Below are 16220 nucleotides of genomic sequence, written 5' to 3' on the forward strand. Positions count from 1 at the left end.
CTGCTTCCGCCCCGCACGACAGGCGCCCGGCAACCCGGGTGGCATGCCTACTCCATCGGGTGGAGGTCCCGTCGCATCGCACGCGTCATTCGTACGGGTGATTCGTTGCGTCGGGTCGCGCGTTAACGGGCGCGATATTCCGGACCGTTAACGTCCTTTCTTATAGATCAGTACACCTACTGAATGGGTGGGAGTCATGCTGCGCGCAGAAATCGTTGAAGGCGGTGCCATTTGCCGATTCGACGTTGCGTGCGGCGGATCGTATGCATGTCGCGATGGCGGATGCGCCACGCAGGCGTCCATATGGATCGACGAACCGGACTTGTCGTTCAGCCCGGCGCACCGAGGGGCTTCCCCAGTGGCCGCCGGATTCGCAACGTTGAGAGTGAGAAACATGAAACGAACAGTGAGGGATGTTGTATGTACCGGATGATCATTCCCAAGAGAAGCGCCTTGCTTGCGACGTGTGTCGTGGTCGGGTCGATGGCCGTCGCCGGATGCCAGAAGAAGGAAGCCGCGGTGGCGGCCGTCCCCGAGGTCGGCGTGGTCACGCTGCAGCCGCAGGAGATCACGCTCAAGTCGTTGTTGCCGGGTCGGGCGAATTCGTGGCGTGTCGCCGAGGTGCGCCCGCAGGTCAACGGCGTGATCAAGCGGCGGCTCTTCGTCGAAGGCGACGACGTCAAGCAGGGGCAGCAGCTTTACCAGATCGACGATGCGCCATACAAGGCCGCGTACGAAAAGGCGCGTGCCGCACTGGTGTCGGCGCAGCATCTCGCCGAGCGCAATGAAAAACTGCTTGCCGACAACGCGGTGAGCCGTCAGCAGTACGACGACTCGGTGTCCTCGTATCGCCAGGCGCAGGCGGATCTCGATACCGCGAAGGTCAACCTGGACTACACGAAGGTCTACGCGCCGATCGCCGGGCGTATCGGCCGCTCGCTCGTGACGGAAGGCGCACTGGTCACGAACGGCCAGGCGCAGTCGATGGCCGTCATCACGCAGCTCGATCCCATTTACGTTGACGTGACGCAGTCGTCGTCCGACATGCTGCGCCTGCGCAAGGAACTCACCGACGGCCAGTTGCAGACCGTCAGCGCAGGGGCAGCCAGTGTCGGACTGTTGCTCGAGGACGGCACGTCGTATGCACATGGCGGCACGCTGAAATTCTCCGAAGTCAGTGTCGACGAAGGCACGGGCTCGGTGACGTTGCGTGCCCAGTTCCCGAATCCGGATCACCAGATCCTGCCGGGCATGTTCGTGCGCACGAAGCTCGACGAGGGCGTCAAGCGCGACGCGATCCTGGTGCCGCAGCAGGGCATCACGCGCGATACGACGGGCACGCCGGTGGCCTGGGTCGTCGATGCCGACGGCAAGGTGCAGCTGAAGCAGCTCGCGGTGGACCGGACGGTCGGCAATACGTGGCTCGTCCGCTCCGGGTTGAATGCGGGCGAACGCGTGGTGACCGAGGGCGTGCAGAAACTGCAGCCGGGCATGAAGGTGGTCGCGGTACCGGCGACGAACGTCCATGTCGACCTGGGTGACGCGCGCATTGCCGCGCCGTCTACGGCAAACGGCAGCTAGTCGGAGCGCGCATGTCACAGTTCTTCATCAGGCGCCCCATCTTTGCGTGGGTGATCGCCATCGTCATCATGCTGGCCGGTTATCTGGCGATTCGTTCGCTACCGATCAACCAGTATCCGAACATCGCGGCGCCCGCGGTGTCGATCACGGTCAGCTACCCGGGTGCATCCGCGCAGACGGTTCAGGACACGGTCGTCCAGCCGATCGAGCAGCAGCTCAACGGCCTCGACGGCCTGCGTTACATGTCGTCGGAAAGTAACGCCGACGGCAGCATGACGATCGTCGCGACGTTCGACCAGGGCACCAACCCCGATATCGCGCAGGTCCAGGTGCAGAACAAGCTGTCGCTCGCGACGCCGCTTCTGCCCCAGGAAGTGCAGCAGCAGGGGATTCGCGTCGTCAAGTACCAGATCAACTTCATGATGGTCGCGGCGCTCGTTTCCGAAGACGGGAAGATGTCGAGCGGCGACCTCGGCAACTATCTGGCGTCGAACCTCCAGGATCCGATCCTGCGGACGAAAGGGGTGGGCGACTACCTGCTGATGGGTTCGCAGTACGGGATGCGGATCTGGCTCGACCCGGCGAAGCTCGACAGCTATTCGCTCACGCCGCTCGATGTCACGAACGCGATCCGGTCGCAGAACGTCCAGGTCTCGTCGGGCCAGCTCGGCGGCCTGCCGACGCGGCGCGGCGTGGAACTGAGCGCGACCGTGATCGGGAAGGTGCGCCTGCGTACCGCCGACGAGTTCAAGCAGATCCTGCTCAAGGTGAATGCCGACGGTTCGCAGGTCAAGCTCGGCGACGTCGCGACCGTGAGCCTCGGGCCGGAGAACTACTCGATCTCGAGTATGTACGACGGCAAGCCGTCCGCCGGTATCGCACTGCGTCTGGCAACCGGCGCGAACCTGCTCGAGACGGTGGAATCCGTCAAGAAGCTGCTCAAGGAACAGGAAGCGCTGTTGCCGCCGGGCGTGAAGATCGTCATTCCGTACGACACGTCGCCGGTCGTTCACGCGTCGATTCACGAAGTGGTCAAGACGCTGATCGAAGGCATCATCCTCGTGTTCCTGGTGATGTACCTGTTCCTGCAGAACATCCGCGCGACGCTGATTCCGACGCTGGCGGTTCCGGTCGTGCTGCTGGGGACGTTCGGCGTGCTCTCCGCGTTCGGCTTCACGATCAACACGCTCACCATGTTCGGCATGGTGCTGGCGATCGGCCTGCTGGTCGACGATGCGATCGTCGTGGTGGAGAACGTCGAGCGCGTGATGACCGAGGAAGGGCTGAGCGCGCGGGAAGCGACCAGCAAGTCGATGGGGCAGATCCAGGGCGCGCTGGTCGGCATCGCGATGGTGCTGTCGGCCGTGTTCCTGCCGATGGCGTTCTTCGGCGGGTCGACGGGCGTGATCTATCGCCAGTTCTCGATCACGATCGTGTCGGCGATGGCGCTGTCGGTGCTGGTTGCACTGGTGTTCACGCCGGCGTTGTGCGCGACGATGCTCAAGCCGGGCGATGCCGATCATCACGTGAAGAAGGGCTTCTTCGGGTGGTTCAACCGGACGTTCGACCGCGGTACCGACCGCTACGAAGGTGCGGTCGCGGCGATCCTGCGCAAGAAGGGGCGCTACATCGTCATCTACCTGCTGATCGTGGTCGGCATGGGCTTCCTGTTCACGCGCATTCCGACGGCGTTCCTGCCGGACGAAGACCAGGGGACGCTGTTCGTCCAGATCCAGATGCCGGGCAATGCATCGGCGGAACGGACCGAAGACGCGTTGACCAAGGTGCGCGACTACCTGCTGAAGGACGAGGCGGATGTCGTCGAGTCGGTCTACACCGTGAACGGATTCAACTTCGCGGGGCGTGGGCAGAACTCGGCGCTGGCATTCGTCTCGCTCAAGCCGTGGGAAAAGCGCAAGGGCAGCGATACGAGCGTGTTCGGCCTGGCGCAGCGCGCTGGCGGGGCCTTTGCAAAGATCAAGGACGGCATCGTGATTCCGATCGTGCCGCCCGCGATCATGGAAATGGGCAACTCGCAGGGCTTCGACGTGTACCTCCAGGACCGGAACGGTCAAGGCCACGAGGCGCTGATGGCGGCACGCGACCAGTTCCTGAAGCTCGCGCATGATAACCCGCTGCTGGCCAACGTCCGCCCGAACGGCATGAACGACGAGCCGCAGTTCCACATCGATATCGACGACGAGAAGGCGCGTGCGCTGCAGGTCAGCATCGCCGACATCAACGATACGATGACGGCCGCCTGGGGTTCCCAATACGTGAACGACTTCGTCGATCGCGGCCGGGTGAAGAAGGTGTACGTCCAGGGCGTGCCCGATGCGCGCGTGGGTCCGGAGGATCTGTACAAATGGTATCTGCGCAACAGCAACGGCCAGATGGTGCCGTTCTCGGCGGTGGCGTCGGGGCACTGGGAATACGGTTCGCCGAAGCTCGAGCGTTACAACGGCATTCCGGCCGTCGAACTGCAGGGCCAGCCGAAAGCCGGCCACAGCTCGGGCGAAGCGATGCAGGAGATCGAGAAGATCGCGGCGCAGTTGCCGAACGGATTCGGGCTGGCGGTCACGGGGCTGTCCTATGAGGAACAGTTGTCGGGTTCGCAGGCGCCGGCGCTGTATGCGCTGTCGATCCTGATCGTGTTCCTCTGTCTTGCCGCGCTGTACGAGAGCTGGTCGGTGCCGTTCTCGGTGCTGATGGTCGTGCCGCTCGGCGTGATCGGCGCCGTGGTCGCCACGCTGGCGCGCGGCCTGACGAACGACGTGTTCTTCCAGGTGGGCCTGCTGACGACGGTCGGCCTGTCGGCGAAGAACGCGATCCTGATCGTCGAGTTCGCGAAGGAGCTGTACGAAAAGGAAGGCATGTCGTTGATGCAGGCGGCCGTTCAGGCGGCACGGCTGCGGCTGCGCCCGATCATCATGACGTCGATGGCGTTCGTGCTCGGTGTGCTGCCGCTCGCGATCTCGAACGGCGCCGGCTCGGGCAGCCAGCACTCCGTTGGCACCGGGGTGGTCGGCGGGATGATGACCGCGACGTTCCTGGCCGTGTTCTACGTGCCGCTGTTCTATGTGCTGGTGACGGGCCTGTTCTCGCGCGGCAAGACAGGCAAGGCCGACAAGGCCGACAAGGCCGACGACATCGACAAGGTTGACGAGGTGACCGCATGAAGATCCTGAAACTCGCGGTGTTGCCCGCGGCGCTGCTGATGGCGAGCTGCACGATGATCCCAACCTATCATCGTCCCGACCCGTCGGTCGCCGCGCAATACGCGGCCACTGCACCGGACACCGCCGGCAAGCCGTCGGCCGCGGAACTCGGCTGGCGCGACTTCTACACCGACCCGCACCTGCAGACGCTGATCGGCATGGCGCTGGAAAACAACCGCGACCTGCGCGTGGCCGTGCTGAACATCGAAGCGGCGCGCGCGCAGTACCGGATCCAGCGGGCGGACCTGCTGCCGACGCTGTCGGCCAGCGCGTCCGGGTCGATCCAGCGGCTGCCGTCCGACCTGTCGACGACGGGCCAAGCCGGCGTCACGCGCTCCTACAACGTCGGGGGCGTCGCGTCGTATGAGCTGGACCTGTTCGGCAAGATCCGCAGCCTGACGGAGCAGGCGATGCAGACCTATCTGGCGACCGAGGCCACGCGCCAGGCCACCCAGATCAGCCTGATCGCCGAGGTGGCCACCGCGTGGCTGACGCTGCAGGCCGACCAGGACATCCAGTCGCTGACGGCCGACACGCTCGCCAGCCAGCGGGCGTCGCTGAAGATCGTCGAATCGGGGTACCGGAACGGCACGTCGTCGCTGCTCGATCTGCGTCAGGCCGAGACGACCGTCCGTGCCGCGGAAGCGAATCTCGCGCAGTACGACCGGCAGGTGCGGACCGACATCAACGCGCTGACGCTGCTGGTCGGCGCGCCGCTCGACGACGCGCTGCTGTCGCGCGAATCGTTGGCGACGGTGCGGCTCGACGAGGATCTGCCGGCCGGGCTTCCGTCGGATCTGCTCGCGCGGCGGCCGGACATCATGGCGGCCGAGCATCAGCTGATGGCGGCCAACGCGAACATCGGCGCCGCCCGCGCCGCGTTCTTCCCGAGCATTTCGCTGACGGCCAGCGGCGGCACGGCCAGTGCGTCGTTGCGCAACCTGTTCGATCCCGGCAGCGCGGCGTGGTCGTTCGGGCCGACGATCAGCGTGCCGATCTTCGACTACGGACGCAACAGCGCGAACCTGGCGGTATCGAAGGTCAATCGCGACATCGAAGTCGCGACGTACCAGAAGGCGGTCCAGACGGCGTTTCGCGAAGTCTCCGATGCGCTCGACGGGCGTGCGACCTGGGGCCAGCAGGAAACGGCCCAGCGTCTGCTGGTGGATGCGAGCCAGTCGGCGTACCGGTTGTCCGACGTACGTTATCGCGAGGGGGTGGACGGGTACGTGAACGTGCTCGTCAACCAGCGGTCGCTGTACGACGCGCAGCAGAATCTGGTGAAGGTTCGGCTGGCGCGGATGACGAACACGGTCGATCTCTACCGCGCATTGGGCGGCGGCTGGCAGGACCGGACCGTGAAAGCCGACGTGCCGACCGGGCAAGCCGCGCATCCGCCGGGTTGATCCGTGCGCTGACGTGAAGCAGGACACCGTAACGGGCCCGGCCCGTTGCGGTGATTCAGGAGGCGTGCCCCGACACCCGGGGCACGCAATCGCATGCCCTTGCCGGGCCGCTGCGATGTGACAGGCGAGCCATCCCGATGCGGATGGACGTTCGGAAAGCTTATGGTGAAACGAACCCGTGAACAGGCACAGGCGACACGGGCCATCATCGTCGAGTCGGCGCAGGGCGTGTTCTTCGATCATGGCTTCGCGCATGCGTCGCTCGAGGAAATCGCCCGCCGCGCCGGCGTCACGCGCGGGGCCGTGTACTGGCACTTCGAGAGCAAGCTCGACGTGCTCGATGCCATCTTCGCCGATGCGGCGATCCCGCTGGATCCCTTTCTGATTACGCCGCGTCAGGATGCGGCGCATGCGCTCGATGCGCTGATCGATTCACTCGGCGCGTGCTGGCGGGCGGCAACCCGGTCGAAGCTGTCCCGTCGCCTGTACACGCTGTCCTACACGCGTTGCGAGAGCGCGGGTGAAACGGCCGCGTTCTGCGAGCGGGTTCGTCAGGCCGCGTGCCATGCCGAACAGCACATCGAAGCCTGCGTGCGTCGTGCGATAGCGGCCGGACAGTTGGCGAGCGAACATGAACCGGCGGTGATCGCCAGCGTGGTTCACGCGACGTTGAGCGGGTTGCTGCGCCGGGAGTTGACGCGGCCCGGACGTCGCAATCCGGACATGGCTGACATTACCGAAATCGTCCGGACGCTGATTCAAGGATGAATGCGCCAGGCGCTCGGCGAACGGTGTTGTGCCGGGGGCCGCGCGTGCTGCCATGAATCCCGTACCGGAAGAACGTGAAATCGAGAAAGAAGGGTGCCGTGAAGTGGTGCAGGAGAGGTCTGGTTCGGATTCCAGACAACGGGAAATGAGCGGCCGGGGTATGTCCATCGTGCACCTGCTGTCGGCTGCCGAATCGTTGCTGTCCAGACGCGTCGACCGGCATGTCGAGCGGGCGCTCGGCATCACGACTTCGCAGGCATCGCTCTTGCACGCACTCGGTGGCGGGGAACCGTTGACGGCCGGTGAGCTGTCCGATGCCTGCGGTATTGCCGGCAGCGCGGTGACGCGCCTTGTGGACCGGCTGGAGGCGCTGTCTCTCGTGACGCGAACGCAGAACGAGGATGACCGCCGTATCGTCCACGTGTCGCTCACGCTGGACGGGCGCCGGATCGCGGCTGCGTGGCGCGACGTGCAATCCGAAATTCAGCGCGAGTGGCGCGCCTTCGCGAACGACGACGAGCTTCGGAAGATGGGTAATTTGCTGTCGCGCATGCTCGTCAATGCGGCGCGACGCGATGCGAGCGGATGAGCGTCGTGGCCGGCCTTTCCTTGCGTACTGAAGGCCGCCTTCGCTGATGTTTCCCAGGTGCCGAACGGGAGGGGTGTGCCCGCTCCCGGATCGGCCCTCCGACATCAACGCGGCCCGCGCGTCGTAATCCGCATAGACGTATTGCAGAGGGGGCGTCGATTCGACGCCGCTCATCGCGATCGATTCGCGGCAGCAGGCGCTCGAGATCGCGAACTTGCACGGAGCTTCGACGGGGGCAGGCCGAACCATCGTATCGACGAATGGGTGAGGACCGACTGATCGGAAAACCCCAGCAAGCTCGTCAGTTGGGCCAGCGGGATGGTCGTCTGCTGCAGGTAGCGCAATGCGATTTCCTGCCGGACCTCATCCCGGACCCCCTCGAAAGTCGCGCCTTCGTCGGCCAGTTTGCGCTGCATGGTGCGTGGATGCACGAACAGCAGCTCGGCAATCGCCGACTTGCTTCCGCCGGTCGCGCCGAGCGTGCAATGCAGCGCCCGTCGCACGCGCTCGACCATCGACAATCCGGGGTCGCCGTAGTGCCGCTGCAGATACTCCAGCGCGATGTGCTTCAGCGACGCATTGACGTTCTCCAGCCGGCTGCCGAGGGTTTGCGGCGACACGTGCAAACCGGCGTGCTCCTGCTCCGTATAGATGCGCGCTGGCCCGAAAAAACGCGCATAGGCGCCGGGGTCGGCACTGTTCCCGTACGGTAACGCCACCGCAAGCAGCCGATAGTTGTCCGCCGCGAAGGACCGCACCAGATGGTGCATCCTGCCCAGGCACTGATCGAGCGCTTGCCGGGACACGGGCGCGCGAGGAACCAGCAACTCGAGACGGATCTCCGCCGCATCCTGGACCAGCGTGCTCGGTTCGATCACGGAAAGCTGCGCGGCCGGGCTGTGCACGTACAGATAGCGGGACGCCGTCGTCATGGCCTCGCGGACATTGGCGGAATGCTGGATGGCCATCGCGAGCGGGCCGAGGATGTCGATGTCCTGGCGGGCGGCCAGCTGCAGGCCGAGGTCGGGCCGGTGCGCGGCGGCGGCGCTGTCTTCCATCAGTTGCATCACCGACAGAATCGAAACCGTCGCGTCGTCCACTTCGCCAAGGTCGGCCGGAAGCTTGTGCTTGCGCAGCAGCGGCAACGGATCGACCCCGAGCGTCGTCATGAGCTCGCGGTAGCCCTTCATGCCTGTCGAACGAATGATTGCGGTCATGTCTCGCAATATAAAAACATTGTCTCGTGAGATCAAGAGAAAATCTGGCGGCTGCGTACCATGACCTCATTCAAACCAGACACACGGAGTGTCCGTCATGCGTACCGCCATTCATCAATCCATGGGCCAGCCCGAGCAGGTGCTCGAGATTCGCAACGTCGTGCGTCCGGCGCCGCAAGCCGGCGAGGTGCTGTTGCAGATGATCCTGGCGCCCATCCACAACCACGACCTGATGCAGATTTCCGGCACCTATGGCATCAAGCCGGAATTGCCGGCGCGTGCCGGCACCGAGGCGGTGGGGCGCGTGCTGGCCGTGGGCGAGGGCGTGACCCATCTGCAAGTCGGTCAGCGCGTGTCGGTGTCGGGTGCGTTCGGCACCTGGGCCGATGCGTTCGTGGCGCCGGCCGGCCAGGTGCTGCCGGTACCCGACGGCATCAGCGACGAACTCGCGGCGCAGTTGCTGATCATGCCGACGAGCGCCATGGTGGTGCTGGACGACCTGGGCGTGCAAAGCGGCCAATGGATGATGCTGAATGCCGCGGCGGGCGCCGTGGGCAAGAATGTGGCGCTGCTGGCCGCCGCGCGGAATATTCGCGTCATTGCCCTGGTCAATCAGGACGCGCAGGTCGAAGAACTCAGGAAGCTCGGGGTGGACGTGGTGGAAAACACCACCGTCGACGGCTGGCAGGCGCGTATCAAGGCCGCGCTGAACGGCGAGCCGCTGCTCCATGCGCTGGATTCGGTGGCCGGCAGCCTGACCGGGCAAATGCTTCACGTGATGGACGACAACGCGACGCTGGTGGTATTCGGTGCGTTGAGCAATCAGCCGTTGAACATCGACTTCCAGGACGTGCTGTTCAAGCAGGCGACGGTGCGCGGCTTCTGGGGATTGCGCAAGGTCGAGAAGCTGAGCGACGCGTACCGGGCCCGGATGGTGGCCGAGATCCTCGCGATCGCGCAGCGCAACGGCTTCAATCTGCCCGTCGCGGCGGTTTACGACCTAGGTGATGTAGCCATGGCATCAGGTATCCGAAGCAGTGCCGGGAAGGTGCTGCTGCGCGGTGGTCATAGTGAATTCTGAACCCGGTTCGGGGTTCCTGCACGATGGAGCAGCAATCATGAAGATCGATATCTGGTCGGACGTTATTTGCCCGTTTTGCTATATCGGCAAACGCAAGCTGGAAGCGGCGCTGGAGCAGACCGGCATCGCGGCGCAAATCGAGTGGCACAGCTTCGAGCTGAACCCTTCCGCGCCCCGGTCGTATGCCATGCCGCTGCCGGACGTGATGAATCGTCTGTACGGCATCGACCGCCAGCGCGCGCTGGCCATCCTGAATCACGAGGAGCAGGAAGCGCGCCGCATGGGGCTGGATTTCCAGTGGCGCATCGCAAGGCCCGGCAATACGTTCGATGCGCATCGCCTGATCCACCTCGCCAGGCACGACGGAATCGGCGGTCAGGTCAAGGAGCGCTTTCTGCGCGCGTATTTCACCGAGGGGCAGGATATCGGTGACCGGCAGGTGCTGCGTTCGCTGGCGCTCGAGGCGGGGTTGGCGGCCGGCGACGTTGATGCGGTGCTGGGCACCGACCGCTTTGCCGACGAGGTGCGCGCCGACGAGCAGCAAGCGGTCGAACTGGGGATTCGTGGCGTGCCTTACTTCGTGATCAACGGGCAGGCGTCGGTGTCGGGCGCGCGTGATGTCGCGGATTTCGTGCGCGTGTTGAGCGAACAGGCGGCGATTGCGGCGGCCGCCACGCAGGAGACCGGGCCGGCCCCGGCATCGGATGATGCCGGGATCTGCAAGGACGGCTTTTGCGAGGTCCGCAAATGAACGCATCGCTTCCGGCAGACGGGCGCGTTGCGCCCGCGCCGGAGGACTTCCCGTTCCTCGGCGTCTGGGCGCTCGAACCGGGACGCTCGGTATACGAGTTCGGGATACCTCCACTGGACGGCACCTACACCGTCGCGCTGGATGGCGACGGCTGGCTGGCCATCACGTCGCGGTGGCGCAGTGCCGCGGGGCGTACGCGGGAGATCCGCTTCGCCGGAAAGCTTGGCGGTGGACGGTTTCCTTATTCCAGCACCGGCGCCGCCGACGAACTCGGTTTCGAGTTCGAGCCGCCCGGCCTGTTGCGGTCGTCGGCATTCAAGAACAATGAAAAGGTGCATTGGGCCGAGCGCCGGCTGGATGGCAGTGGCGTCCGGATGACGATCTCGGTGTTCGGCCGATTTTCCGACGGGCGCGTTTATCAGAACACGGACGTCTATCGCCGTGTCGTCGGCAGTGCCTCGTAAGCGCATGAGCAACGAGGTCGTGCAAGTTGCCGCCCTGGCGTGAGCGGCAACCGGCTCGCGGACGGGAGAGGGCGCGCCGCGGCGCCGGTATCCCGGTGCGCGCGCGAAATCGCCGCCGACGCATTGCCGTTGCGCCGAACGCGATCTGGTGTGCGTTCGGCTAGCATGCGACCTCGGTGACAGCGTCCGCGACGACCCCATCGATCGCGGCCGTCGCAGCGCGAAAGCACACGGCTTCCCGGTCGTCGCGTCGCGTTACGCCCCCAGGTGCTTCCGGAAAAACGGCACCAGCTGCTCCAGCGCCTGGCTGGTCGGCGCAGGCTGGTCGTACAGGTCATAGTGGGTGGCGCAGGGCACGATCTGCAGCGTCTTCTCGCTCGACCGCGCGCGGTTGTACAGGTCGAAGCCGTCGCGGTACGAACCGAACACGCCCGGCTCGCCGCCGCCGATGACGATGTGCAGCGGCTGCGTCAGCAGATGCTCGGCGAGGAAGAACGCATCCCAGCCGACCGCCGGCGCGAGGCTCGCGAAACGCAGCTGGTTCGGCGAACCGGGCTGCTGGCCGCGCGGCGTCTTGTAGTAGTCGACCGCCTCGACGATGTCCACATTGGTCAGGCCCGCTTGTTCGCATTCCTGACGGGAGTTCGGGATATAGGTCGTCAGCAGCGGGGCCGCGCCGCGTGCTTCCGCCGTGCGCTGGCTGGCGATCGCGTCGAGCGTCTTCAGCGCCGAGTCGGGCGTCATGTCGCCTTCGCGCATGAGGCGGCCATAGTTGGCGCCGACCACCGTTGCCACCGCCTTGAACCGGCGCTCGGTCATCGCGGCATTGACCGCATAACCGCCACCGCCGCAAATGCCCAGCACGCCGATGCGTTGCTCGTCCACAAACGGGAGCGTGACCAGGTAGTCCACCGCGCAGCGGAAGTCTTCCACGCGCAGCGCGGGATCTTCGCTGAAGCGCGGCTCACCGCCGCTCGCGCCCTGGGTCGATGCGTCGAAGGCCAGCGTGATGAACCCCTGCTCGGCGAGCTGTTCGCCGTAGATGCGGCCCGACGTCTGCTCCTTGCAGCTGCTGATCGGGTGCGCACAGACGATGGCCGGGTAGGTCTTCGTTTCATCGAAGTCCTTCGGCAGGCGAAGATCGGCGGCCACGTCCCACATGCGGTTCTTGAAGGTCACGGTTTTCATGGTGAGGTCCTGTCGTGTGCGCGTGGCCGGTCGTGTCGACGATCGGGCCCTGCGCGCGATGAGTGGATCGGGAACAGTCTCCCGGTGAGCGAGCCGAACGCCGGCATGCCGTCGAATAGGGCGTACCGTCGATGCTCGCGGCAAGGAGGACTTTAGACCTTGACAGGCTCGGTGATAATCCAGAAAAATTTTGATGCAGTGATAAGCGGAGCTTCTGAATGCACGGCAACAACCTCAAGGACCTGACGGCATTCCTGCTGGTCGCCGAAGAAGGCAGCTTCACGCGCGCGGCCGCGCGCCTGGGCGTATCGCAGTCGGCGCTCAGCCAGGTCATCCGCGCGCTCGAGACGCGGCTGGGCCTGCAACTGTTCGCGCGCACCACGCGCAGCGTTTCGTTGACTGCCGCGGGCAGCCGGTTGCTGGAGCTGATCGGCCCGGCGATGGGCGAGATCGATGCGGGCCTCGACGAAATTACCCACCTGCGCGACAAACCCGCCGGAACGGTCCGCCTCAATGCCGACGAATATGCGGTGCAGCATGTCCTGCAGCCGGCCGTGACGCGACTTCTGCCCGCGTACCCGGACATACGCGTCGAGCTCAATATCGATTACGGTCTGACTGACATCGTCAGCGGCCGCTACGACGCGGGCGTGCGGCGCGGCGGGCTCGTGGCCAAAGACATGATCGCCGTGCAGATCAGCGCGCCGCATCCGATGTCGGTCGTCGGGGCGCCGGCGTATTTCGCGCGCCGGCCGGCGCCGAAACACCCGCGCGACCTGACCGAGCATCTCTGCATCAACCTGCGCCTGCCGACGCACGGCGAGTACTTCCCGTGGGTGTTCGCGAAAGCGGGCAAGGAGCAGCGCGTGAAGGTCGATGGTCAACTGGTCGGCAACAGCATCGGGTCGGCGCGCGATGCCGCGCTGAGCGGGCTCGGGCTGGCGTACCTGCCGCATGCGTACGTCGCCGATCAGCTGGCCGCGGGGCAACTGGTCGAAGCGCTGTCGGGCTGGCGCAAGACCTACGAGCCGTACTACCTCTACTATCCGAGCCGCCGTCATGCGTCCCCCGCGTTTTCGCTGGTGGTCGACGCACTGCGCTACCGCGGGTAGCGATCGCGGTCGCGCGCTACGGCGCCATGTCCTGCGCGAGCTCGGCAATCTGCCGGCGCAGCCACCCGTGCGCCGGATCGTCGTGCGTGCGCTCGTGCCAGATCATCGTCAACGCGAACGGCGGCACCTCGACCGGCAGCGGCACCGGCGTGACCGGCATCGACTGCGCGACGTGCCGCGCGAGACGGCGCGGCAGCACCAGCGTCATGTCGCTTTTCGCGACCACCATCGGCGCCACCAGAAAATGCGGCAACCGCATCGCGATTCGCCGCTGCAGCCCTTGCTGCGCGAGAGCTGCGTCGACTTGCTCGCCACCGCGGCCGCCGATCGTCACCAGCACGTGCGACAGCGCCGCGAAACGCTTCGGCGTCAGTCGCGCGGACAGTGCCGGATGCCCGTTGCGGACGATGCAGACCAGGCTGTCGTCGTAGAGCTTGCGACGATAGATGCCGGCCGGCAGGGTGTCGTCGTCGAACGCGCCGAGCGCGATACCGGCCGTGCCGTCCACCACGAGTTCGACGTTGTTGCCGCGTGACGGCGGCACGTCGAGATCCATGCCGGGCGCGCGCTGCTCCAGCCGCGCATTCACGTCAGGGATCAGCGTCAGCGCCATGTGATCGAGGCTCGCGATCGAAAACTGTCCGCGCGCGGTGGCCGGATCGAATACGGCCGGCGCGACGATGCTGGCCGCTTCCGTCAGCACGCGCGACACGCGCAACGCGAGCGACGCCGCGCGCGGCGTGAACTCCAGCCCCTTCGGCGTGCGCACGACGACGCGATCGTCGAGCAGCGTGCGCAGGCGGCCCAGCGCGCGGCTTGCCGCCGGCTGCGTCAGGCCGAGCCGGGCGCCGGCCCGCGTGACGCTGCGCTCCTTGAGCAATGCGTCGAGCAGCTTGAGCAGGTTGAGATCGACGGCGCGCAAATCCACTTCGTGCATGCTGGACATGATTGGTATGCATTTGAGTTATGTGATGCCAGCCTACATCATCGAAGTCATCGCTCCAACGGGTGGAGCGTCTGACGGGAGAACACATGTTCGTTGTTACGGGTGTCACCGGGCGCACGGGAGCCGTCGCGGCCCAGGCCCTGATCGATGCGGGCGTCGCGGTGCGCGTGGTCGTGCGCGATCGCGCGAAGGCGGCGCGCTGGGCGGCGCAGGGTGCGGAAGTGGCGGTCGCGGATCTGGCCGACGCCGCGGCCTTGACGCGTGCCTTCGCCGGCGCGCGCGGCGCGTATCTGGTCAAGCCGCCCAACTATGCGCTGGAAAACCTGTTCGAACACGCGGACGTGACGGCACGTGCCGTCGCCGACGCGGTGCGCGCGGCGGGCTTGCCGAAACTCGTGCTGCTGTCGTCGGTCGGCGCGGATCGACCGGACGGCACCGGCGTGATCGCGACCAATCGCACGGCCGAGCAACGACTGGCGGAACTGGGCATGCCGGTCGTGTTCCTGCGCGCGGCGTATTTCATGGAGAACTGGGCGCGCGTCGTCGATCCGGTTCGCACGCAAGGTATTCTGCCGAGCCTGCTCGTGCCGGTCGAGCGCGCGATTCCGATGGTCGCGACCGAGGATATCGGCCGCCTCGCGGCGGATCTTTTGCGTGAAGACTGGGCGGGCATCCGGAAGATCGGCCTGGCAGGGCCGATGGCGTATTCGCCCGGCGACATCGCGGCGATCTTTGCGCGTGCGCTGAATCGACCGGTGCGGCCGGTGGCGCTCGAGCCGTCCGCATGGGCCGGGGTACTCGCGATGAATCCGTTTTCGACCGCGGCAATCGATGGATTCATCGAACTGAATCGCGGGCTGAACAGCGGTCACATCGACTTCGGGAGCGACGACACGGTCGAGCTTCGACACGGGCGCGTGCCGTTCGAACAGGTCACCGAGGAGATCCTGCGCGCGTGACGCCGGCCGTCCGCAGCCGGCGCGTCGTTGCGGCATCGCGGCGTTCGTGAACGGCGCGGCGGCACTGCCCGGACACGGGCTCATCGCGTATGCCGAACGGCCGCAACGGGTCGAATGGCGTCACGCGCGATCCGGCTCCGCCGCGGAGGCGGTCGCTGCCGGGTCGCGCGCGACCTTTCCGGTCAGTGCACCGGCGCGGCCGTGGCCAGCAGGCTGCGCAGGAACACCATGATCATGTGCCCGATCGGCACCTCGGACAGGATCGACTGCTGCAGCGACAGGCCCTGCGAGAGCCCCATGAACGCAATGGCGAGCACGGTCGGCGGTTCGGGCGGCACTTTCTTCAGCCGCGCGAAAATCTGTTCGATGCAATAGGCGAGGCCATCGCGATGGGCGTCCAGCAACGCCTGCGACGCGATGGCAAAAGCGGGGTTGCGCCGCCCCAGAAGCTTGAACTCGACGCCCAGCACCGACCACTCGGGCTCGGCATCGACGGTCCGCGACCAGACATCCAGCGCATTCAGGATGTCCTCCCCGGACGCGGATGGGTCGCTCAGCGCCTGGGCGATCGTGGCCACTTGCGTCTTCGAGCGCTCCTGCATCAGTTCGATGAACAACGCCTCCTTGCTCGCGAAGTTCGAATAGAACGCACCCTGCGTATAGCCGGCCTCGGCCGCGATATCCCTGAGCGACGTGGCGCCGAACCCGCGGTCGACGAACAGCCGCTTCGCCGCGGCGAGCAAATGGGCGCGGGTCTGCAAGCGGCTTTCTTCGCGACTCAGCCGCGGGGGAAGGGGGGCCATGTTCATGGCAGGCAGGATATCAGTTGATATTTAAGATAGATACCATTACGATTGCATTTCAAATATCACTTGATATGTGAAATGCAGGGCGCGATTGTGTCGCCGGATGTCCGAGCGGGGATCGTTTCGGGCGGGCG

Annotated in this window: 14 protein-coding genes; 10 read left to right on the top strand and 4 right to left on the bottom strand. The window is 65.7% G+C overall.

Annotated elements, in window-relative coordinates:
- Positions 1-420 precede the first annotated feature (420 nt).
- The 5 genes from ACN8ZM_RS21550 (at position 421) to ACN8ZM_RS21570 (ending at position 7562) form a co-directional block, all read left to right on the top strand.
- Entirely contained in the window at positions 421-1581 is a 1161-nt protein-coding gene (locus ACN8ZM_RS21550) for an efflux RND transporter periplasmic adaptor subunit (RefSeq protein ID WP_420212315.1), read from the top strand.
- Positions 1582-1592: 11 nt separating this feature from the next.
- On the top strand, positions 1593-4760 hold the full coding sequence (locus ACN8ZM_RS21555) for an efflux RND transporter permease subunit (RefSeq protein WP_420212316.1): 3168 nt from the start codon (positions 1593-1595) through the stop codon (positions 4758-4760).
- Positions 4757-6205 carry an AdeC/AdeK/OprM family multidrug efflux complex outer membrane factor gene (gene adeC / locus ACN8ZM_RS21560; protein WP_420212317.1) on the top strand — a complete coding sequence of 483 codons (1449 nt, stop codon included), beginning with the start codon at positions 4757-4759 and terminating at the stop codon, positions 6203-6205. The genes ACN8ZM_RS21555 and adeC overlap by 4 nt, the downstream gene beginning before the upstream one ends.
- Before the next feature lie 162 nt (positions 6206-6367).
- Entirely contained in the window at positions 6368-6973 is a 606-nt protein-coding gene (locus ACN8ZM_RS21565; protein WP_420212318.1) for a TetR family transcriptional regulator, read from the top strand.
- A 52-nt stretch (positions 6974-7025) separates the two neighbouring features.
- Positions 7026-7562 carry a MarR family winged helix-turn-helix transcriptional regulator gene (locus ACN8ZM_RS21570; protein ID WP_420212319.1) on the top strand — a complete coding sequence of 179 codons (537 nt, stop codon included), beginning with the start codon at positions 7026-7028 and terminating at the stop codon, positions 7560-7562.
- 170 nt (positions 7563-7732) lie between these two features.
- Here the strand turns inward: ACN8ZM_RS21570 and ACN8ZM_RS21575 are convergent, their stop codons facing one another.
- The gene (locus tag ACN8ZM_RS21575) at positions 7733-8779 is read right to left on the bottom strand and encodes an AraC family transcriptional regulator ligand-binding domain-containing protein (RefSeq protein WP_420212320.1); all 1047 of its coding nucleotides are present in this window, start codon (positions 8777-8779) and stop codon (positions 7733-7735) included.
- A gap of 97 nt (positions 8780-8876) precedes the next feature.
- On the opposite strand from ACN8ZM_RS21575, the gene ACN8ZM_RS21580 reads away from it, so the two are divergent.
- Genes ACN8ZM_RS21580 through ACN8ZM_RS21590 form a run of 3 tightly spaced genes read left to right on the top strand, consistent with a single transcriptional unit; the run spans position 8877 to position 11075 of the window.
- Complete coding sequence (locus ACN8ZM_RS21580; RefSeq protein WP_420212321.1) at positions 8877-9860, top strand: zinc-binding dehydrogenase; 984 nt, start codon at positions 8877-8879, stop codon at positions 9858-9860.
- A 37-nt stretch (positions 9861-9897) separates the two neighbouring features.
- The gene (locus ACN8ZM_RS21585; RefSeq protein WP_420212322.1) at positions 9898-10611 is read left to right on the top strand and encodes a DsbA family oxidoreductase; all 714 of its coding nucleotides are present in this window, start codon (positions 9898-9900) and stop codon (positions 10609-10611) included.
- Entirely contained in the window at positions 10608-11075 is a 468-nt protein-coding gene (locus ACN8ZM_RS21590; protein ID WP_420212323.1) for a hypothetical protein, read from the top strand. Before ACN8ZM_RS21585 ends, ACN8ZM_RS21590 begins: the two co-directional genes overlap by 4 nt.
- A gap of 255 nt (positions 11076-11330) precedes the next feature.
- On the opposite strand, the gene ACN8ZM_RS21595 is transcribed toward ACN8ZM_RS21590, so the two are convergent.
- Positions 11331-12263: an alpha/beta hydrolase gene (locus tag ACN8ZM_RS21595; RefSeq protein ID WP_420212324.1), complete on the bottom strand. Its 933-nt coding sequence runs from the start codon at positions 12261-12263 to the stop codon at positions 11331-11333.
- 218 nt (positions 12264-12481) lie between these two features.
- Here ACN8ZM_RS21595 and ACN8ZM_RS21600 point away from each other — a divergent pair, with 218 nt between their 5' ends.
- Positions 12482-13375 (top strand): LysR family transcriptional regulator, encoded by an 894-nt coding sequence (locus ACN8ZM_RS21600; protein ID WP_043183900.1) that lies wholly within the window; start codon positions 12482-12484, stop codon positions 13373-13375.
- A gap of 16 nt (positions 13376-13391) precedes the next feature.
- Here the strand turns inward: ACN8ZM_RS21600 and ACN8ZM_RS21605 are convergent, their stop codons facing one another.
- A complete protein-coding gene (locus tag ACN8ZM_RS21605) occupies positions 13392-14321 on the bottom strand; it encodes a LysR family transcriptional regulator (protein WP_420212325.1) in 930 nt (309 codons plus the stop codon).
- A gap of 86 nt (positions 14322-14407) precedes the next feature.
- On the opposite strand from ACN8ZM_RS21605, the gene ACN8ZM_RS21610 reads away from it, so the two are divergent.
- Complete coding sequence (locus tag ACN8ZM_RS21610; RefSeq protein WP_420212326.1) at positions 14408-15280, top strand: NmrA family NAD(P)-binding protein; 873 nt, start codon at positions 14408-14410, stop codon at positions 15278-15280.
- Positions 15281-15462: 182 nt separating this feature from the next.
- On the opposite strand, the gene ACN8ZM_RS21615 is transcribed toward ACN8ZM_RS21610, so the two are convergent.
- Complete coding sequence (locus ACN8ZM_RS21615; protein WP_420212327.1) at positions 15463-16089, bottom strand: TetR/AcrR family transcriptional regulator; 627 nt, start codon at positions 16087-16089, stop codon at positions 15463-15465.
- Positions 16090-16220 lie beyond the last annotated feature (131 nt).

The organism is Burkholderia aenigmatica, from assembly GCF_048627025.1.
Taxonomy (GTDB): Bacteria; Pseudomonadota; Gammaproteobacteria; order Burkholderiales; family Burkholderiaceae; genus Burkholderia; species Burkholderia aenigmatica.